This is a genomic window from Corynebacterium sp. c24Ua_83, from assembly GCF_039907245.1.
Taxonomy (GTDB): domain Bacteria; phylum Actinomycetota; class Actinomycetes; order Mycobacteriales; family Mycobacteriaceae; genus Corynebacterium.
This window is the reverse complement of the sequence record NZ_JASBOI010000010.1, coordinates 49,539-69,452: the sequence shown is the minus strand read 5'-3', so window position 1 is coordinate 69,452 and position 19,914 is coordinate 49,539. Positions and strand designations below refer to the sequence as shown.

Below are 19,914 nucleotides of genomic sequence, written 5' to 3'. Positions count from 1 at the left end.
GAAGAAGTGGGGTGTGGGTCGTTGTAACCTTTCAAAGGTTGCAGCAACCCACACCTCATTTTTTTTATGTCTTAACTCACTGCGGCGGAAAAGTAGGCGTCAATAGCAAAGAACAACAACATTGCGCCTCCGCAGCAAGCGAAACTAAGATTGATAAGGTTCACGGGACGGGCCTTACAACCCGAAAAGACGAAGACGACGGAAGGTAAACCCCCAAGAATGGCTGAAAACTCAAGCAACATTTGCGGACGCGGTGGCCGGCCCCAGGGGGAGGGCAAATTCCGCAACAAGGGCGGCTTCAAGCCCAACCGCGGCGGCCGCCCCAACCGCAACTCCAACAAAAAGCGCGGCTCCAACTGGGAAACCCAGCGCGGCCCACACAGCGGCCCGCAGCGAGCCGGCTACCGCGAGGAGCGCCTCAACAAGCGTCTCAACGAACCGGAAGTTTCCCAGGACCTCGACCCGAAGGAGCTCGACCCTTCCGTACGCCAGGAACTCCGCAGCCTCTCAAAGGACAACGCGGACATGGTGGCAAAACACCTGATCATGGCCGCCACGCTGCTGGACAACGAACCGGAGAAGGCGCTCGCCCACGCCCGCGCCGCCAAGGATCGCGCCGGTCGAGTCTCCGTCGCCCGTGAAACCTGCGGCATCGTCGCCTACCACGCAGGCGAATGGAAGGAAGCTATCTCCGAGCTGCGCGCTGCTCGCCGAATGGCCGGTGGCCCCGGTTTGCTGCCTGTTCTCGCCGACGCGGAACGCGGCCTCGGGCGACCCGAAAAGGCCCTGGAAGTAGCCAACGACCCGCAGGCTGACAAGCTGGATGCCGAGTCCAAGGCAGAGCTGGCCATCGTCGTCGCCGGCGCTCACCAAGATCTTGGCCAGTCCGACGAAGCCCTGCTGGCTCTGGAAGCTCAGCTGGACAACGCTGAAGCCCCAGACGTAACCCGCATGCGCCTGTACTACGCCTACGCTGACGCACTGGCCACGGCCAAGCGCACGGACGAGGCCATCGACTGGTTCACCCGTGCAGGCGAAATGGATACCGAAGAAGTCCTGGACGTCCTGGACCGCCTGGCCGAACTCGGCGTAGACCCTAACGGTGCAGATCAGAACAAGGATAAGTAGCCCATGGCCCACCCGCTGCTGGATAACTACGACGCACTACTAGCCGACCTCGACGGCACCGTGTTCTCTGGCCACACCCCAATTCCGGGCGCGGCAGAAGGCCTGGCGGGCCGCAAGGTCATGTACGTCACCAACAATGCCTCGCGCGCCCCGCAGCAGGTCGCCGAGCACCTGAATTCCATGGGCTTCCCCGCGAAGGCGGAAGACGTGGTTACCTCGGCCATGGCCGCCTGCGACCTGGGCAAGCGCTACATCGCCGAAGCCGGTATCGAGCAGCCGATCGCATACGTAATCGGCCACGACTCCTTCAAGCAGCTGGTGGCCGACGCTGGCTTTCAGGTCACAGAGACCGCCGACGACCAACCGCACGTGGTCTTCCACGGCCATAGCCCGGACAACAATTGGGCACGCCTCTCCGAAGGCGCCCTGGCCATCCAGCGCGGAGCCCGCTACTTCGCCTCTAACCTGGATACGACCCTGCCCTCCGAGCGCGGCTTCCTGGTCGGCAATGGCTCGATGGTCGCGGCCGTGACCTCCGCCACGGGAGTTACCCCCGAATCAGCTGGTAAGCCGGGCCCCGCCATGTTCGAGGTCGCCGCCCGCCGCATCGGCTCTACAAAGCCCCTGGCCGTCGGCGATCGCCTGGATACCGACATCGCCGGTGGCAACGCCGCGGGGATGGACACGCTCTGCACCGTGACTGGGGTGTCTACCCACACCGATATTATTGACGCCCCTTCGTCCCACCGACCAACGTTTATTGCAGGTAATCTACGCGACCACCTAACCGGATGGTCCGCGAGCGTGGACGAGGGAACTAACCGCATCCGCGTAGCTGCCGGCGAGCTGGGGGACGTGGAAGTCATGGCAGCTGAAGCGCTGGCCGTGGCCGCGCCGCTGGCGTGGCAGCTGATTGATGACCCGGAGATCCCGCAGATCACTAGGGCCGAGAACATCGACTTTGTAGGCGCAGACGCACAGGCCGTGGAGGCCTTGGGAGGTTGGAAGTAAGTGGGCGAGGGGCAACCGAAACCTTCGATGCTGTCGGGGGACAGTAGGCGTCAACAAGAAGAGCTGGCACAAGCCGTCGACGAGCTACTCGCGCGTGATGTTCACGGCGCCGAAGAAGCCGCCGTGTTGGAGGAAGCACACCGGGTAGTCAACGAGGCGCTAGGGGGCGAACGCTGATGGCTAGACGAGGTCCGAAGCTGCAGCGGCTGGATGCGGAGCTGGTGGCCCGGAAGATCGCCCGCAGCCGCGAGCATGCCCAGGAGATGATCAAGGCCGGGCGCGTGACCGTCAATGGCATGCTGGCGAAAAAGCCGGCCAGTGGCGTGGATGGAAACGTATCCATCAAGGTCGCAGAATCCGAGGACGACCGCTGGGCCAGCCGCGGCGCACACAAGCTCTTGGGAGCACTGGAGGCTTTCGAGCCCCAGGGCCTCAGCGTTGAGGGCAAGACCGTCCTGGATGCCGGAGCATCCACCGGCGGTTTTACGGATGTGTGCCTGGATCGTGGGGCGGCGAAGGTGAAGGCCGTGGACGTGGGCTATGGCCAGCTGATCTGGCGGCTACAGAACGATGACCGGGTGGACGTGATGGACCGAACGAACGTGCGCACCCTCACCCCCGAAGACCTCGGCGGCCAGGTGGACCTGATGGTCGGGGATTTAAGCTTCATTTCTATTCGCCTGGTGCTGCCCGCGCTGGCCGCGTGCGTGAAGGAAGGCGGCGATCTGCTGCCGATGGTGAAGCCGCAGTTCGAGGTCGGCAAGGATCGTCTGGGCCACGGCGGGGTGGTCCGCAGCCCCGAATTGCGTGCGGAAGTGACCCGCGAAGTGGCCGTCGAGGCGATGAAGTATGGTTTGAATACGAAGGCCGTTGTCGCCTCCCCGCTGCCGGGGCCGAGCGGCAATGTTGAGTATTTTCTCTGGTTGGTCAAGGACAGTGCCGCGGTTTCACCTAGCATGGTTGAAGAGGCTGACCACACCGGCCTGGACGAGATGATTGCAACCGCCATTAAGGAGGGCCCGCAGTGACCACACCGGGGACGGACCACGCCGCGGTTCAGGGCGCGGAATCTGGTGACAAGGGCACCAAGGCCGCTTCGGGGGCCGCTTCGGCTACTTCGGGCGCGAAGACCGAGCGTGAGGTTCTACTGGTTGCGCACACCGGTGTGCACGAGAACCTGGGCCTGGCGGCGGAGGCAGCGTCGCGCCTGCAGAAGGGCGGCATTAACGTTCGAGTGATGGCCACCGCCGATCCGGCTCCGGTTGCTCGCCACGAGATTCTGGGGCGCTTCAAGCGCTTCGGCCACACCAAGGAAGCCGCGACTGGCGTGGAGATGGTGATTGTCCTGGGCGGCGATGGCACCTTCCTGCGCGCAGCTGACATTGCGCACTCCGCGGACGTGCCGGTGCTGGGCATCAACATGGGCCACATCGGTTTCCTCGCGGAGTGGGAGCAGGAATCCCTGCAGGAGGCTGTGGACCGCGTGATCAACCGCGATTACCGCATCGAAGACCGCATGACCCTGTCGATCACCGCCCGCGACATGGACGGCCGTGTGCTGGGCACCGGCTGGGCGCTGAACGAATGCTCTGTGGAGAACCTGAACCGCCAGGGTGTGCTGGATACGATCCTGGAGGTCGACGAGCGCCCTGTTTCTTCGTTCGGTTGTGACGGTGTTTTGGTATCGACGCCCACAGGCTCCACCGCCTACGCCTTCAGCGCAGGTGGCCCGGTTCTATGGCCGGAGTTGGATGCGATTCTGGTGGTAACCAGCAACGCGCACACGCTGTTTAGCCGCCCGCTGGTGGTCTCCCCGAACTCGATGGTGGCGGTGGAGACGAACCCGTCGACCTCGCCCGCGACGGTGGTGATGGACGGTTTCCGCCAGATCCACATGCCCCCGGGAGCGCGCGTGGAGATCCGCCGCGGCCCGCAGCCGGTGCGCTGGGTGCGCCTGGATTCCGCGCCGTTTACCGACCGCCTGGTACACAAGTTCCGCCTGCCCGTGACGGGCTGGAGGGGTCCGCGCCACTAGTAATGCTGCACGAACTACACATTCGCAACCTCGGTGTGATCGAGGAGGCGACGGCGGAGTTTTCCACGGGCTTGAGCGTTGTCACCGGCGAGACCGGTGCGGGTAAGACAATGGTCGTCAGCTCCCTGCGTTTGCTTTCCGGGCACCGCGCGGATGCCTCCCGCGTGCGCAATGGCGCAGACAGGGCCAGCGTGGAGGGGATTTTTTCTGCGGATTCCGCAGCAGTGGATGAGCTGGTTGAGCAGGTTGGCGGGTATGTCGACGACGGGGAGGTCATTGCTTCCCGCACGGTGAACGCCACGGGCCGTTCGCGTGCGCATCTGGCAGGTAAGACGGTGGCTGCTGGCGTGCTGGGGGAGTTCGCTGGGCACGTCATCACGATCCACGGTCAGAACGACCAGCTGCGGCTTCTGGATCCGGTGCGTCAGCTCGGTGCTTTGGATGACTACGCAGGGCTGGGGGAGAAGGTCGCCACCTACCAGGCACGTCGCGCAGAGTGGCTGCGCTTGGACAAGGATCTGCGCCGTCGCATGGAGGCGCGCCGCGACCTGGCCCTGGAGAGTGAAACCCTGCAACGCGCGGTGGAGGCGATCGACGAGATCGATCCGCAGCCGGGCGAGGACGTAGAGGTTAAGACGCAGATCAAGCGCCTGCAGGCCGCCGATGACATCCGCGCTGGTCTGCAGCGTGCACAGGCGGCCCTGGACGGCATGGATGGCCTGTCCGGGGACGACTTCGGGGATTCTGAGGGCGCTAGTGCCCTGGTCGGCCAGGCGACCAACGAGCTGACCAACCTGACCGATACCGAGGCGGAGGGCGGCAACCTTTCCGACTTGGCGGACCGGCTGGGCGAGGTGAGCGTGCTGCTGGCCGACATTTCCTCCGAGATCGGGCAGGCGCTGCTGGACGTTCCCGACCCCGACGAGCTGGATGGCCTGCTGCAGCGCCAAACCCAGCTCCGGGAGCTGCGGAAGTATGCCGTGGACGTGGATGGGGCGCTGGCGTGGCGCGATCAGGCGCGCGAGCGTCTGGAATCCATGGACGTTTCCGATGAGGCGTTGCAGAAGCTGCAGGACGATGTCGCGGCTGCGCGGGATGCGGCGCGCGTGGTGGCTGAGGAGTTGTCTTCGGCGCGCGTGAGGGCGTCCAAAAAATTTTCGAAGGCCGTTACTGAAGAGATCCGGGGCCTGCACATGTCGGCCGAGATCCGCGTCGACGTGCGGCAGCCCGGTGAGAAGGCGGGTGAGAAGGCGGGTGAGCTGGGGCTGCACGGCATCGACGAGGTGGAGTTCCAGCTGGTGCAGGGCGGCAACGTGAATCCGCTCGCGGGTTCGGCTTCCGGCGGTGAGCTTTCGCGCGTGATGCTGGCGCTCGAGGTGGTGCTGGCCGCGGGGACCAAGGGCGGACGGACGATGGTCTTCGACGAGGTTGATGCGGGTGTAGGCGGTAAAGCTGCCGTGGAGATCGGGCGCCGTCTGGCGAAGTTGGCGGTCGATAATCAGGTCATCGTCGTTACTCACTTGCCCCAGGTTGCTGCGTTTGGTGACGCCCACGTGTACGTGGCTAAGGCGACCTCCGCGGACTCGGTAACCTCCTCGGTGCGCACGCTCAGCGAGGATGAACGGGTGGAGGAGCTGTCGCGCATGCTGGCGGGTTTGGAGTCCGAGACGGGACGGGCTCACGCCGAAGAGCTGATGGCGATGGCTACGGAAGCGAAAGCGGAGCTGTAGAAAATTCTTCGGCCAGCGGGCGCCGGGGTGTGATCGGCGCTACAGTGGTGCTGTGTTAAGAGGGGGAGCGCGCACCCGCAGCGATCTGCGTGCAGTGTGAGGGGGCTAAAGCGGTGAAGCGTGTAGCGGCAAGTGTGTTTCTAATTTTTTTTGGATTCGCGTTGACTGCGTGCGGTAGTGAGGGTGGAGAACCTGTTCTGACCGGCGCTTTTGCTGAAACTGAGGGGACATTGACAGGCGATGGGCCTGTGGATAACTCGGGTTCAGGAGGGGCTGAAGGCGACGGCCGTGTGCTAAAACCTGAGGGGCACAAGGGGATGTGGTTCGAGACCGAGCCGACGGATCCGTGGGAACACTACGTGTGGGCATCGCAGAAGTTCGTGGGGGATCCCATCGAGCTTCCGAAGCTAGAGGGGAAGGGTCCCGACGATCCGCTGGCTGGTCTGCCGGATGTGTGCGACGAGAAGGTTATTGAGCGAATGGAGGAGGTGGGGTTTCAACTACAAAGTAAAGATGATGACGGCTTGTACTACGAGTGTCACTTTGTAGAAACCAGGCCTGTAGGCGGGGCATTCGTTGGTGAACTTTTTGCCTTAGTCTTGGATACGAGGCGGCCGATTAACGAATTCAAAAAAGAGGTAAGTTACGAGCCTTTGAGAGATGACGTCAATCTGATCGGTTTGAGTAAAGACTCAAATGATAATGAATGTGCTGTAGCCCAGGACAAAGAGAACGCTACGTTCTATTCGGTTAATGGTGTTCTAGATGTTAATAAATCTGACGAAGAGGTTTGTATGCTTTCGGACTTGTTCTTTCAGGTTTTCGATAACGTGTCATAAATACTAAATGGGGTGGGGAATGATTAAGTTTGACCTTTCGAGTTTGCACAATGTTCGCGAGTCTCTCGCTCAAGCTGGAGACGCTCTTCTTAAGTTTAAAATTAGACAGAGTATAGTTTCCCAGTACACTACTGTTCCATCCTTGAATGGAGCGTTTACTCAGCATGGGACTTTTTGGAGTGGCCAGTCAGGATCAGCCAAGAATGTGGTTGATATTCTCACTTCAAATGTTAATTGGCTGCTGGAAGTATTCTCCAACCAACTGGAAGGCTTCGACCTGCAGGAGTATTTCAGCAAGCAGTCTTTTGATCAGGTGAATTCCCAGGTTTCGGTCGCGGACGACAGGTTGCGGAAATTCTTTATCCCAACACGTGATTCTCGGTCTATCGACAACCTGATGTACAACACTCCGGTGACTGTCGCGGAGGCCACCATGCCGCTGGCTTCCCTCATCACGGCATTTCAGGGGGACGATTCCGCGCCTCTCGCGGTCGCGGATTCTTGGGAGAACGCGGCCAAGGCGCTCAAAGACTCCATGGATAACCTCAAGAGCGCATCCACCGGCCTGGCGAGCTCCTCTGAAGGCTATTCCTTCGACACGGCCCGCGAAGCGATCGACGATGTCCACAAAACCGGCCTTGTCGTCGCCTCCAACACCACCGCGATGGCCGGCTCCGTCCGCCAGTTCCCACTCGTCCGCAGCACGAACCTGCAAGCTCTCGAAACCATCCAAGCCACAACCTCGCTGATCGTCGACCCTGCGGAACGTCTACTCGCCGAACAGGCCGCCGTCGCCAACTTCGTTTCCTCGCAACTGCAACCATCCCTCGAGATGGTCCGACCGCCCGTCTCCAACCTTGGGGTTCCGATCGTTGGGCATTCTGGCGGAGGAACTCTGGACGCCACCACCGTCTCCACCGCCTCCGCACAACCGACGGTCACGCACATCAACGGCCACACGAATGCTGTTGCACCAGCAAGCGCCACAGCTCACGGCGAGCAAGCCGCCACCGCCGCCACAAATGCGCCGAAACCCACCGCAGCACCCGCAGCCACTCACGCAGCTCCCGCGCCAGGTGGTTTGCACACCCCGGCCAACACACCCGCACCCGTCCAACCCGCGGCGGCCACGGCAGCACCCCAAGCGCCCGGATTTGCACCCGGAGGCATCGCGTCACCAGCACAGGCGCCGACGATCGCGCCGCACCAAGCAGCCGCAGCCGCTGCCACTCCAACCGTTCCCGGCCAGGGCGGGACTTCCGTGCCCGGGACGGAGAACCTCATCAACGCACAGAATCGCTTCGGCGCTGGTGGAGCTGCAGCCGGGCGCCCCGGAACGGTCAGCGAACTGGGAGGCAGGGGGAGCGGCCCACAGCTTCGCAGCATCAGCGGAGGCGCCGGCACCGGAACCGGCGCACATTCCGTCACCGGCACCCCTAGGGCGGACTTGCGCAACGTCTCCACCACGGCACCTCGCCCGAACCTCCCGGGCAGCCTGAAAGTAATGCACTCCGCCCCTCTCAGTGCCCCTCACGGCGAGAACGCGCACGCGAACACTCCAACTTCCGGCAAGGGTGCAACCTCCGCAGTCCACGGCACTGCTGGCGCTAAGAGCGGAGCTGGGATGAAGGGCGGCGGGAACGTGGCGTCCACAGTAATGGGTAGAGGAACAAGCATTGGCCGGGCAGGCAAGGAGGCGAAGAGTGGTCTGCGCGGGTCGGCGGTGACATTCGGCAAGCAGGATCGCTCGTACTTCCGGCGCATTTTCCTTAGCGGAGAAGATCCGCTGATCTCCGGGAAGAAGGCACGCGACCGGAAGGAGCGGGACAAGAACCGGGCCACGGAGCAACAGACGGTGAAGAAGGTGATTCGCTAGAGTAAAACGGCCTTTCACCGGCGCGCCTAACGCAACACTGGCCACATGAACACCACAATGGTGGGCATGATTTTCTCCCGCAGCGACCAGCCCGGAATCAACGGCGCCACCCGTGACCTCACCGGACCCAAGGGATTTACGAAGGCCAAGATCTCCGAGGGCGACATTGCCATTGTCGACGAACCCGACATCAGCCGTGCTAACTGCCAGAAGCTCATCGACGCGCGCGTAGCCGCCGTGGTGAACGCGCAACAGTTCACCACTGGACAGGTGCCGAACTTCGGCCCGCAGATGATGCTCGACGCAGACATCCTGCTGATCGAAAACGCCGGCGACGAGCTGCTCTCCAAGGTCAAGAACGGCAAGAAGGGCCGCGTTGACGAGGGCAAGGTCTACTACGGCGACCGCTCCATCGGCGGTGGCGAGATCCTGGACATGGATACCGCCGCCACCCGCTTCGAGGACGCCCGCGAGGCGCTCGGCGATCACATGGAAGCCCTGTCCGGCAACATGTCCGAGTTCGTCCGCTCCGAGGCCCCGCTGCTGGTCGACGGCCTCGGCATCCCGGATGTCGACGTGGACATGGACGACCGCAAGGTGCTGGTGGCCAGCTCCGATACGCACATCGAGCAGAAGCTGAAGGATCTGCGCTACTTCATGCGCGAGTACTCGCCGATCATCGTCGCCGTGGAGAACGCAGCCGACAGCCTGATGCAGGAGGGCTACCGCCCGAATGTGATCATCGGCGACCCGGAGAAGATCTCCAACGAGGCGCTGCGCTGCGGCGCCACCGTCGTGCTGCCTGCCGACCCGGACGGCCACGCTGTCGGCCTGGAGCGCATCCAAGACCTCGGCGTGGGCGCTATGACCTTCCCCGCCGCCACCCAGGATCCGACGGACCTGGCGCTGCTGCTGGCCAACTACCACGGAGCATCCATGGTGGTAAGCCTTGGCGAGGTGGAGGACCTGGACCGCGTGTTCCAGCGTGCCCAGTCGCCGGAAACTCCGTCGGCTCTGATGTCCCGCCTGCGCGTCGGCCCCCGCCTGGTCGACTCCACCGCCGTGGCGGAGCTCTACCGCGTCTCCCGCTCCGGCGGCGGCTGGATCTGGGCGCTGCTGGGCATCCTGGTCGCCCTGGCCGTCATCGTTGTGATCATCGGCTTCTCCGGCGATGGATCCTTCGTGGACAACCTCGTGGACACCTGGAACAACTTCGCGCTGAGCGTGCAGGATCTGTTCAAGAATTAACGCAGGAATAGCAGGGAGACAAGAGGCATAAGCATGAGCAAGAACTCGAAGGGCTCCGCCGGCAGAGTGATCGCCGGCCTGGGCTTCGGCGTGGCCGTCGGCACTGCACTGGGCTTTTTCGCCCTCGCCCCGAACGTGCCGGGCGGGCCTGTGGCAAAGGATTCTTCCGCCGAGCAGGAGCTAAAGAGCGAGCAAACCGCGCGCGAGAAGGCCGAGGGGCAGTCCACCGCCAGCGACAAGGTCTTGGGGTCGGTCGCGGGCCCGGCGGTGCGCAACCTGTTGCGTGGTTCGTCGGTAGACCTTTTTGTGCTTCCGGACGCCGACCAGGCCAACGTCGATAGCCTCCAGCGCCTGGTCAAAATGGCCGGTGGGGAAGTCCACGGTGTGGTCGAGGTGACGGAGAAGGCGCTGGACGCCAACAACGGAGACACCCTGAAATCCATCGCGGCGAACTCCCTGCCGGCCGGCGCGAAGCTCTCGGAAGACAAGCTGGACCCGGGTATGCACACCGGCCAGCTGCTGGGCGCAGCCCTGGGTGCAGGCGACAAGGAAGCCAGCGAATCGGACCGGGGCGTGGCCCTGGGCGCACTGGCGAACGAGGACTTCATCGCTTACCAGGGCGAGGCGCCGAAGACTGCCGACCTGGCTCTGGTCGTGGGTGGGGATACCGCCGACGACAAGGACCGCGGCAACTACGGCACGAAGTTCGTCGCCGACTTCGCCGCAGGCCTAGATTCTCGCATGAAGGGCGCCGTTCTGGCCGCCCAGGCGGGCAGCGCGGAAGACGACGGCGCTGTTGGCCAGGTTCGTGCCGACCGGGCAGCCAAGGAGGCCGTATCCACGGTGGATAACGTGGACACCGTCGCAGGCCGCATCGCCGCGATCCGCGCGCTGGGCCAGCAGAAGGACGGCAAGGCGGGGCACTACGGCGCTGCCGCGAACGCCTCGGATGCTACGCCGGAATAGGCTTGTGTTAGGCTGAAACCCCGTAGATAGCGAAGTTTAAGCGTCGTTGATTCGGGAGTTACCTTGGCCACTAATCGTGCAAAGAACAGCACTAAATTCATCTTCGTCACCGGCGGTGTGGCGTCCTCGCTGGGCAAGGGGCTCACAGCAGCAAGCCTAGGGCAGCTGCTGTCCTCCCGTGGCCTGCGCGTAACGATGCAGAAGCTGGATCCGTACCTCAACGTTGATCCGGGCACCATGAACCCCTTCGAGCACGGCGAAGTGTTCGTCACCGAGGATGGCGCGGAGACCGACCTGGACCTCGGCCACTACGAGCGTTTCCTGGATCGCAACCTCTCCGCCGCTGGCAACGTGACCACCGGCAAGGTGTACTCCAACGTCATCGCCAAGGAGCGCCGCGGCGAGTTCCTGGGCAAGACCGTCCAGGTGATTCCGCACATCACCGACGAGATCAAGGCCGCAGTGCTGGCCATGGGGCAGCCGGATAAGAACGGCCAGGCTCCGGACGTCGTCATCAGCGAGATCGGCGGCACCGTCGGTGACATCGAATCCCAGCCCTTCCTGGAGGCCATCCGCCAGGTCCGCCACGAGGCAGGTCGCGAGAACATTGCCTTCATTCACGTTTCCCTGGTGCCTTACCTGGCACCGTCGGGCGAATTGAAGACGAAGCCGACCCAGCACTCCGTCGCGGAGCTGCGCAGCATCGGTATCGTCCCGGATGCAATCGTCCTGCGCGCCGACCGTGAAGTGCCGCAGGCCATGAAGTCCAAGATCGCCCTGATGTGCGACGTGGACGAGGACGGCGTGGTTTCCTGCCCGGATGCGCCTTCCATTTACGACATCCCGAAGGTGCTGCACTCCCAGCACCTGGATAACTACATCATCCGCCGCCTGAACTTGCCGTTCCGTGACGTGGACTGGACGACCTGGGGCAACCTGCTGGAGAGCGTCCACAACCCGCAGGGCGAGGTGACCATCGGCATCGTCGGCAAGTACATCGACCTGCCGGATGCGTACCTCTCCGTCGCGGAAGCCATCCGCGCTGGCGGTTTCGGCGCCAACGTGCGTGCCAACGTTAAGTGGATCGCTTCCGACGAGTGCGAAACCGAGAAGGGCGCGGCCGAGGCTCTGAAGGATGTCGACGGTGTGGTCATCCCCGGTGGCTTCGGCAACCGCGGCATCGAGGGCAAGATCGGCGCCATCACCTACGCACGTAAGAACAAGCTGCCGCTGTTGGGCATTTGCTTGGGCCTGCAGTGCATCGTGATCGAGGCCGCGCGCACCGCGGGGCTCACCGATGCTTCCTCTACCGAGTTTGACGCCAACGCCTCCACCCCTGTGATCTCCACCATGGAGGAGCAGAAGGCAGCTGTCTCGGGCGAGGCAGACTTGGGCGGAACCATGCGTCTGGGCGCCTACCCGGCGCGTCTGGCCGAAGGCTCCCTAGTCGCTGAGATGTACGGCGCCACCGACGTCTCGGAGCGTCACCGTCACCGCTATGAGGTGAACAACGCATACCGTGAGCAGATCACCGAAGGTTCCGGCCTGCAGTTCTCCGGCACCTCCCCGGACGGCACCCTGGTGGAGTTCGTGGAGTACCCGAAGGACGTGCACCCGTACTTCGTGGCTACCCAGGCTCACCCGGAGTACAAGTCCCGCCCGACCCGCTCCCACCCGCTGTTCCAGGGGCTGGTGGATGCTGCGCTGCAGCGCCAGGCTGAGCGCTCCTAATCCAGCGCTCCTACACTAGGGAGTCATGAGCAAAGACAGCACCCCGTACCGCGTTGTAGATAGCGAATTGCTGCTGGATGCGCCGATCATCGGCGTGCGGCGCGATACCATCACCACCGCCACCGGCGAGGCGAAGCGCGAGATCGTGGAGCACTTCTCCGCCGTTGCAGTCGCCGCCGTGCGCGATAACCACGTGATGATGATCCGTCAGTACCGCCATGGTGTGGGTCGCCACCTGTGGGAGATCCCCGCCGGCCTACTGGATCTGGTGGGGGAGGATCCCTTGGAAGCCGCCCGCCGTGAGCTGGCCGAGGAAGCTGGTCTGCGCGCCCACAACTGGCACCTGCTGGGGGATGTCGTGACCTCCCCGGGCTTCAGCGAAGAAATGTGCCGCATCTACCTGGCCGAAGACTTGGACGATGACCTCAGCGGCTTCGACCTGCCGGAGGCCGAGTTCGAGGAGGCGGAGATTGAAACCCGCTGGGTGCCTATCCCCGAAGCCATTGAGTGGGTGCAGACGGGCAAGGTGGAAAACTCCATCGCCACTATCGCCCTGCTGCACCTGGCCGCCGGTACCCGCCGGGACGTTTCAGAGCCTTTCAACTATCACTCCGGCCTCGCCGATCGCCGCTCCGCCAGCGCGGAAGCCAAGCCCGGCACGGACATGAAGTTCATCCGTTGAGTGCAGAAGCCAACCGCAAGCTCGTCACCGCCTATATCCGGCACCTAAAGACCGAGCGCGATGTCTCCGTCCACACCCTGTCGAACTACCAGCGCGACCTCGACCGCTACCTGGAGTGGCTAGGCTCCAAGGCGCTGCAGGAAGTCACCGCCACAGACATCGAGGATCACCTGGTCTACCTCCGCAAGGATCTGAACCTCGCGGCGTCCTCCGCCGCCCGCGGGCTGGCGGCCATCCGCGGCTTGCACTCCTTCGCCCACGCCGACGGCCGCCTGCCCTTCGACGTTGCGGCGGATGTACCCACGCCCTCGCTGGGCGGTTCCATCCCGAAGGCCCTAAGCCTGGCACAGGTCGAGGCTTTGCTGAACGCGGTGCCGGCGGGCGACGGGGCGTCACTAATAAACATCCGCGACCGTGCGCTGCTCGAGATGCTCTACTCGACCGGCGCGCGCATCACCGAGCTACTAGACCTCGACGTCGACGACCTCGACCGGGAGCAGCGCGTGCTGCTGGTGCGTGGCAAGGGTGGCAAGGAGCGCATCGTGCCCCTCGGGCGCCCTGCGCTGGAGGCGGTGGAGCGCTACCTGGTGCGGGCGCGGCCGAGCCTGAACAAGAAGGGAAGCCCGGCGCTGTTCCTCAACAACCGCGGGGCGCGCCTGGGCCGCCAATCGGGCTTCAAGATCGTCTCGCAGGCCGCGGAGGCAGCGGGGCTGGAGCATGTCTCGCCGCACAGCCTGCGCCACAGTTTCGCCACGCACCTGTTGGAGGGCGGCGCGGATATTCGTGTGGTGCAAGAACTTCTCGGGCACGCTAGCGTGGCTACCACGCAGATTTACACCAAGGTCAGCCCTGAGCACTTGAGGGAAATTTGGGCCTCATCTCACCCCCGTACCTAGTGCGCCTGATAATCTCTAGGGTGTAATTAAAGGCTATTTGTCACAATCAAGGGAAAGGGCTTGACGGGATCGCCGATGTCACGTTCACAGTCACACGCGGATGCGTTGTTTGATAAGCCCGATCAGCGCATCGGCCTGACCGGACGACCGATCAAGGAGCTGCCGGACCCCGAGCCGTTGGACCGCCACGGCCCGGCCTCCATCATCGCGATGTGCAACCAGAAGGGCGGGGTGGGCAAGACCACCTCGACTATCAACATCGGTGCCTCGCTGGCCGCGTTCGGCCGCAAGGTGCTCCTGGTGGACTTGGACCCGCAGGGTGCTCTGTCCGCCGGTCTGGGCATTAGCCACGACGAGTTGGACGTTACGGTCTACAACCTGTTGGTCGATTCTTCGGCCTCTATTCTTGACGCCATCCACTCCAGTCCCGTCGACGGTCTGGACGTCGTTCCGGCGAATATCGACCTGTCGGCTGCGGAGATCCAGTTGGTCAACGAGGTCGGCCGCGAGCAAGCCCTTGCCCGTGCGCTGCGGCCTGTGATGCGCGACTACGACTTCATCATCGTCGACTGCCAGCCGTCCTTGGGCCTGCTGACGGTCAACGCGCTGAGCTGTGCGGATTCGGTGATCATTCCGGTGGAGTCCGAGTACTTCTCCCTGCGCGGCCTGGCACTGCTGATGGACACGGTGGACAAGGTTCGCGACCGCCTGAACTTCAAGCTCGAAGTGCTGGGCATCCTGGTGACGATGTTCGACCGCCGCACCCTGCACGCCCGCGAGGTGATGGAGCGGCTGGTGGAGGCGTTCGGGGACAAGGTCTTCGACTCCGTCATCACGCGCACCGTGCGCTTCCCGGAGACCTCCGTGGCCGGCGAGCCGATCAACACCTGGGCGCCGAGCTCGTCCGGCGCGGTGCAGTATTCGAACCTGGCGAAGGAAGTCATTGAGCGCGTCGCTCAGCAAATCTAGCCAGCCCGTGCAGGAGGCAGCGCAGCCGGAGCAGGCCGAGCAGCCGGAGATCACCGGCTTCCGGGTGGCGCTGGCTAACTTCGACGGCCCCTTCGACCTGCTGCTGCAGCTGATTCATTCCCACAAGCTGGACATCACCGAGGTCGCCCTGGCACAGGTCACCGACGAGTTCATCGCCTACACCAAGAACTTAAGCTCCAGCGCCGAGGACCTGGACGAGGTAACCGAGTTCCTGGTGGTCGCCTCCACGCTGCTGGACCTCAAAGCAGCCCGCCTGGTGCCGCGCGGCGAAGTGGATAGCGAGGAGGACCTCGCGCTACTGGAAACCCGCGACCTGCTGTTCGCCCGCCTGTTGCAGTACCGCGCCTACAAGCAGGTGGCCGACCTGTTCGCCGACTGGCAGCGCGACGCCGCCCGCGCCTACCCGGCGACCCTGTCCCTGGAGGAGCACCACGCAAACCTGCTGCCAGAGGTGAAGATCGGCAAGACCGCCGACGAGTTCGCCGAGCTGGCCGCCGCCGTGTTCCGCCCGAAGCCCGACCACGTGGAGACCGGACACATCCACCAGGTCGCGGTCTCCGTTCCAGAACAGGCCGGGCGGATCCTCAACACCCTCAAGGTCGCCGGCGAGAACACCTGGGTGACCTTCGGCGCGCTCATCGCCGACGCGGAGCTGAACATGATCGTCGTCGGGCGCTTCCTGGCACTGTTGGAGCTGTACAAGGCCCGCGCCATCGGCATCGAACAGCCCGAGCCGCTGCAGGACATGTCGGTGGCCTGGACCGGGCTGGATGTCGACCCGGCGGTGGTGGCGGCCAGCAACTGGGAGTAGGCGTCACAAAGAAAGAACAGAAAGGCACACACCATGAGCGATCCAAACCCCAACCCCGCGCCGCTGCCGCAGGTGTCGGTGCTGCGCAGCCGCGTGGAATCGCTGCTGCTGGTAAGCGACGAGGCAGTGACGCCCACAGAGCTCGCCCGCGTGCTTTCCAACGAGGAGAACGCGGTGCCAGAGGCCGAGGTGGCGCGCACCCTCCACGAGATCGCGGCGGAGTACGAAGCTCGCGGAAACGGCTTTGAGCTGCGTGAACATGAGGGGGCCTTCCGGCTGTACACACGGCGCGCGAACTCGGACGTAGTGGAGGCGAAGCTGCTGGACGGCACGCAACAGCGCCTGAGCCGCGCGGCCCTGGAGACCCTGGCTGTGGTGGCCTATCGGCAGCCCGTCACCCGCAGCCAGGTGGCGGCGGTGCGCGGCGTGAACTGCGACGGCGTGATGCGTACGCTTTCCCTGCGCGGGCTGATCGCCGAGACGGGGGAGCAGGGTGGCGCGCACCTGTACTCCACTACCGAGCTTTTCCTGGAGCAGATCGGCATTGAATCGCTGGAGCAACTGCCGGATCTGGCGCCGCTGCTGCCGGAAGTAGACAGCATCGACAGCCTGGACAATATCGACAATTAAGCAGGTTGAGGGGTATAGTTCGGGCTGATAATTCAAGATTTTAGTTCGAAGGGCTAGAAACACCGTGGACACACCCGCTCGCCGAGACGGCACACCGGAGACCGCTCCGAAAGACATCTACCTATCCCAGGCCAAGCCCGCCAAGCGCCAGCACGTGACGGCGCAGGAGGCAGAGGCCGCCCTCAACAAACCAGATTCGGAGAAGGCCCAGGTGCGCCTGCAGAAGGTGCTGGCCTCTGCGGGTGTGGCAAGCCGCCGCATGAGCGAGAAGCTCATCGCCGCCGGTCGCGTGGAAGTAAACGGCGAAGTCGTGGTGAAGATGGGCACCCGCATCGACCCGAGCGTGGACATCGTGCGCGTGGACGGCGAGCGCGTGCAGGTCAACGAAGAGATGGTCTACTTTGCATTGAACAAGCCCCGCGGTGTGCACTCCACGATGAGCGACGACCTGGGCCGTCCGTGCGTTGGCGACCTGGTGGGTACGCGCCTGAAGGAAGGCCAGGGGCTGTTCCACGTCGGCCGCCTGGATGCCCAGACCGAGGGACTGCTGCTGCTCACCAACGACGGCGAGCTGGCCAACCGCCTGATGCACCCCAAGTACGAGGTGAAGAAGACCTACATGGCCACCGTGCTGGGCGAGGCGAGCCGCAAGCTGATCCGCGAGCTGAAGGACGGCGTGGAGCTGGACGATGGCATTGCACGCGCCGACAGCGTGCAGATCGTGGACGTGTGGCAGGGCAAGTCGCTGATCAAGGTGGAGCTGCATGAGGGACGCAAGCACATCGTGCGCCGCATGCTGAAGGAGGCCGGCTTCCCGGTCCAGGCGCTGGTGCGCACCAAGATCCACACCGTGCAGCTGGGCGAGCAGAAGCCGGGAACGATCCGCGCGCTGAACCAGGCGGAATTGCAGAGCATGTACAAGAAGGTCGGGCTGTAGTTAGCCAGCAGCTAGAACAGCCGACAGAAACACACAATTAATTAGGGGAACGACCTTTCTATGACGAACGCACCTTTCTACGAGCCCGGCTCCGCGCTGGATCAGCTCGCCAGCGCAAAGAACATTGAGGACGGCGGCCTGATCGTCGCCGTCGACGGCCCGAGCGGCACCGGCAAGTCCACCGTCTGCCGCCGCCTGGCTACCGCCGCGGACGCGAAATACCTGGATACCGGCGCTATGTACCGGGTGGCCACGCTGCATGTTCTGCGCCAGGGAATCGACCCTTCCGAGGAGTCCGCGCGCGAAGCGATCATCGCCGCCACCGCCGACTTGCCGCTGGAGATCAACGAGGATCCCACCTCCACCGAGGTGCTGCTGGACGGCACCGACGTTTCCGGCGAGATCCGCGGCCCCGAGGTTACCGCGCATGTCTCCGCCGTCGCCGCCATCCCGGAGGTGCGCGAGAACCTGGTGGCCCTGCAGCGCTCTTTGGCTTTCGCCGCCGGTCGCTGCGTGGTCGAGGGCCGCGACATCGGAACTGTGGTTCTTTCGGACGCCCCAGTGAAGATCTTCATGACGGCCTCCGCCGAGGTGCGGGCTCAGCGCCGATACGATCAGGACCTGGAAGCTGGCCGAGACGCGGACTACGAGGCTGTACTCGCGGATGTGCAGCGCCGTGATGAGGCCGACTCCTCCCGCAAGACCTCTCCGCTCCGCCCGGCAGAGGATGCCGTGATTGTAGACACCGGCGAGATGGACATCGACGAGGTGCTGGAGAAGTTGGCGCAGCTGACCCTGGCAAGCGCTAAGCCGGACAGCCTGGATTCCCCGGCGGAGCTGATCTTCCGCACCGCCGATGGCGAGGTGCTGGGGGAGTCCGACTTCTCCGCCGCCGAGTTCTCCGAGTATGACGATGACGAGTTTGACGAGGGCAACGAGTCTGGCCCCGAGGAGTTCTTCATCACCGGCCCGGACGACTTCACCCTCGAGGGCGGCGGCGACATGCCGGAATCCGACGAGGACTGGGAAGCCCTGGAGGAGGCCTTCGGCGTGCTCGGCGACGAGGAGGCCGAGCAGGAGGCCCTGTGCACCGTTGCCATCGTCGGCCGCCCGAACGTGGGCAAGTCCACCCTGGTGAACCGCTTCATCGGCCGCCGCGAGGCTGTGGTGGAGGACTTCCCGGGCGTCACCCGCGACCGTATCTCCTATCTGGGCGAGTGGTCCGGCCGCCGCTTCTGGGTGCAGGATACGGGCGGCTGGGACCCGGATGCGAAGGGCATCCACGCCGCCATCGCCCGCCAGGCGGAGACTGCCATGGAGACTGCCGATGTGATCGTCTTCGTGGTCGACTCGAAGGTCGGCATTACCTCCACCGACGAGGTCATCGCCCGCAAGCTGCAGCGCAGTAAGGTGCCCGTGATCGTGGTGGCCAACAAGTGCGATGCGGATGCGCAGCTGGGCGACGTCGCCGAGTTCTGGGCGCTGGGCCTGGATAACCCGTACCCGGTGTCCGCGCAGCATGGCAAGGGCGCGGCGGACGTCATGGACGAGGTCCTGCGGGTCTTCCCGGAGCACCCGCGCGAGCTCTCCGTCGTTTCTGGCCCGCGCCGCGTGGCCCTGGTCGGTCGCCCGAACGTGGGCAAGTCCTCTCTGCTGAACAAGATCACGGGCGAGGAGCGCTCCGTGGTCAACAACGTTGCAGGCACCACTGTCGACCCGGTCGACTCCATCGTGGAGCTGGAGGAAAAGACCTGGAAGTTCGTCGATACCGCCGGCATCCGCAAGAAGACGAAGCACGCGCGCGGCCACGAGTTCTACGCCTCGCTGCGCACCCGCTCCGCGATCGACGCGGCGGAGGTCGTTGTTTTTCTTGTTGACGCCAGCGAGCCCATCGCCGAGCAGGATCAGCGAGTGCTTCGCATGATCCTCGACTCGGGGCGTGCCCTGGTGGTGGCCTACAACAAGTGGGACCTGGTGGACGAGGACCGCCGCGAGCTGCTGGAGCGGGAGATCGAGCTGCAGCTTTCCCACGTCCCGTGGGCTCGCCGCGTGAACATCTCCGCCAAGACCGGCCGCGCGTTGCAGAAGCTGGAGCCCGCGATGATCGAGGCTTTGGAGAGCTGGGATCAGCGAATCTCCACCGGCCAGCTGAACACCTGGCTGCGCGCGGTGATTGCGGAGACCCCGCCGCCGATGCGTGGCGGCCGCCTGCCGCGCGTGCTGTTTGCCACCCAGGCATCCACCAAGCCGCCGGTGATTGTGCTGTTCACCACCGGCTTCCTGGAGCACGGCTACCGCCGCTTCCTGGAGCGCAAGCTGCGCGAGGCCTTCGGCTTCGAGGGCTCGCCGGTGCGCATCGCGGTGCGTGTGCGCGAGAAGAAGCGTAAGAAGTAGGCGCAAAAAA

19 protein-coding genes are annotated in these 19,914 nt (G+C 64.1%); all 19 read left to right on the top strand.

Annotation, left to right across the window (positions count from 1 at the left end; translation table 11 throughout):
- On the top strand, nucleotides 1-209 hold a 209-nt coding region (locus QKE30_RS07590; RefSeq protein WP_347934520.1), incomplete at its 5' end, for a hypothetical protein.
- Nucleotides 210-219: 10 nt separating this feature from the next.
- Nucleotides 220-1,128 carry a tetratricopeptide repeat protein gene (locus QKE30_RS07585; protein WP_239198195.1) on the top strand — a complete coding sequence of 303 codons (909 nt, stop codon included), beginning with the start codon at nucleotides 220-222 and terminating at the stop codon, nucleotides 1,126-1,128.
- Between the two features lie 3 nt (nucleotides 1,129-1,131).
- The gene (locus QKE30_RS07580) at nucleotides 1,132-2,139 is read left to right on the top strand and encodes an HAD-IIA family hydrolase (RefSeq protein WP_239198198.1); all 1,008 of its coding nucleotides are present in this window, start codon (nucleotides 1,132-1,134) and stop codon (nucleotides 2,137-2,139) included.
- Nucleotides 2,140-2,316, top strand: a complete 177-nt coding sequence (locus tag QKE30_RS07575; protein WP_005294519.1) for a hypothetical protein — start codon at nucleotides 2,140-2,142, stop codon at nucleotides 2,314-2,316.
- Nucleotides 2,316-3,167 (top strand): TlyA family RNA methyltransferase, encoded by an 852-nt coding sequence (locus QKE30_RS07570; protein ID WP_347934519.1) that lies wholly within the window; start codon nucleotides 2,316-2,318, stop codon nucleotides 3,165-3,167. Before QKE30_RS07575 ends, QKE30_RS07570 begins: the two co-directional genes overlap by 1 nt.
- A complete protein-coding gene (locus QKE30_RS07565) occupies nucleotides 3,164-4,174 on the top strand; it encodes an NAD kinase (protein ID WP_347934518.1) in 1,011 nt (336 codons plus the stop codon). The genes QKE30_RS07570 and QKE30_RS07565 overlap by 4 nt, the downstream gene beginning before the upstream one ends.
- 2 nt (nucleotides 4,175-4,176) lie before the next feature.
- Nucleotides 4,177-5,904, top strand: a complete 1,728-nt coding sequence (gene recN, locus QKE30_RS07560; RefSeq protein WP_347934517.1) for a DNA repair protein RecN — start codon at nucleotides 4,177-4,179, stop codon at nucleotides 5,902-5,904.
- A 113-nt stretch (nucleotides 5,905-6,017) separates the two neighbouring features.
- Nucleotides 6,018-6,743: a hypothetical protein gene (locus QKE30_RS07555; RefSeq protein ID WP_347934516.1), complete on the top strand. Its 726-nt coding sequence runs from the start codon at nucleotides 6,018-6,020 to the stop codon at nucleotides 6,741-6,743.
- A gap of 205 nt (nucleotides 6,744-6,948) precedes the next feature.
- The gene (locus QKE30_RS07550; RefSeq protein WP_347934515.1) at nucleotides 6,949-8,619 is read left to right on the top strand and encodes a hypothetical protein; all 1,671 of its coding nucleotides are present in this window, start codon (nucleotides 6,949-6,951) and stop codon (nucleotides 8,617-8,619) included.
- A 45-nt stretch (nucleotides 8,620-8,664) separates the two neighbouring features.
- Nucleotides 8,665-9,867 (top strand): putative cytokinetic ring protein SteA, encoded by a 1,203-nt coding sequence (gene steA / locus QKE30_RS07545; RefSeq protein WP_347934514.1) that lies wholly within the window; start codon nucleotides 8,665-8,667, stop codon nucleotides 9,865-9,867.
- A gap of 33 nt (nucleotides 9,868-9,900) precedes the next feature.
- Nucleotides 9,901-10,833 (top strand): copper transporter, encoded by a 933-nt coding sequence (locus QKE30_RS07540; protein WP_070487414.1) that lies wholly within the window; start codon nucleotides 9,901-9,903, stop codon nucleotides 10,831-10,833.
- Nucleotides 10,834-10,896: 63 nt separating this feature from the next.
- Nucleotides 10,897-12,564: a CTP synthase gene (locus tag QKE30_RS07535; protein WP_347934513.1), complete on the top strand. Its 1,668-nt coding sequence runs from the start codon at nucleotides 10,897-10,899 to the stop codon at nucleotides 12,562-12,564.
- A 25-nt stretch (nucleotides 12,565-12,589) separates the two neighbouring features.
- Nucleotides 12,590-13,246: an NUDIX hydrolase gene (locus QKE30_RS07530; protein WP_347934512.1), complete on the top strand. Its 657-nt coding sequence runs from the start codon at nucleotides 12,590-12,592 to the stop codon at nucleotides 13,244-13,246.
- Nucleotides 13,243-14,142, top strand: coding sequence for a site-specific tyrosine recombinase XerD (locus QKE30_RS07525; RefSeq protein WP_049050054.1), 900 nt, complete (start codon nucleotides 13,243-13,245; stop codon nucleotides 14,140-14,142). Before QKE30_RS07530 ends, QKE30_RS07525 begins: the two co-directional genes overlap by 4 nt.
- 75 nt (nucleotides 14,143-14,217) lie before the next feature.
- Complete coding sequence (locus QKE30_RS07520; protein ID WP_005294544.1) at nucleotides 14,218-15,111, top strand: ParA family protein; 894 nt, start codon at nucleotides 14,218-14,220, stop codon at nucleotides 15,109-15,111.
- A 7-nt stretch (nucleotides 15,112-15,118) separates the two neighbouring features.
- Nucleotides 15,119-15,943 carry a ScpA family protein gene (locus tag QKE30_RS07515; protein WP_049050070.1) on the top strand — a complete coding sequence of 275 codons (825 nt, stop codon included), beginning with the start codon at nucleotides 15,119-15,121 and terminating at the stop codon, nucleotides 15,941-15,943.
- A 33-nt stretch (nucleotides 15,944-15,976) separates the two neighbouring features.
- Nucleotides 15,977-16,573 carry an SMC-Scp complex subunit ScpB gene (gene scpB / locus QKE30_RS07510; protein ID WP_035004082.1) on the top strand — a complete coding sequence of 199 codons (597 nt, stop codon included), beginning with the start codon at nucleotides 15,977-15,979 and terminating at the stop codon, nucleotides 16,571-16,573.
- Nucleotides 16,574-16,637: 64 nt separating this feature from the next.
- A complete protein-coding gene (locus QKE30_RS07505) occupies nucleotides 16,638-17,510 on the top strand; it encodes a pseudouridine synthase (RefSeq protein ID WP_035004079.1) in 873 nt (290 codons plus the stop codon).
- A 60-nt stretch (nucleotides 17,511-17,570) separates the two neighbouring features.
- Nucleotides 17,571-19,904: a bifunctional cytidylate kinase/GTPase Der gene (gene der / locus QKE30_RS07500; RefSeq protein ID WP_347934511.1), complete on the top strand. Its 2,334-nt coding sequence runs from the start codon at nucleotides 17,571-17,573 to the stop codon at nucleotides 19,902-19,904.
- Nucleotides 19,905-19,914: the final 10 nt, after the last annotated feature.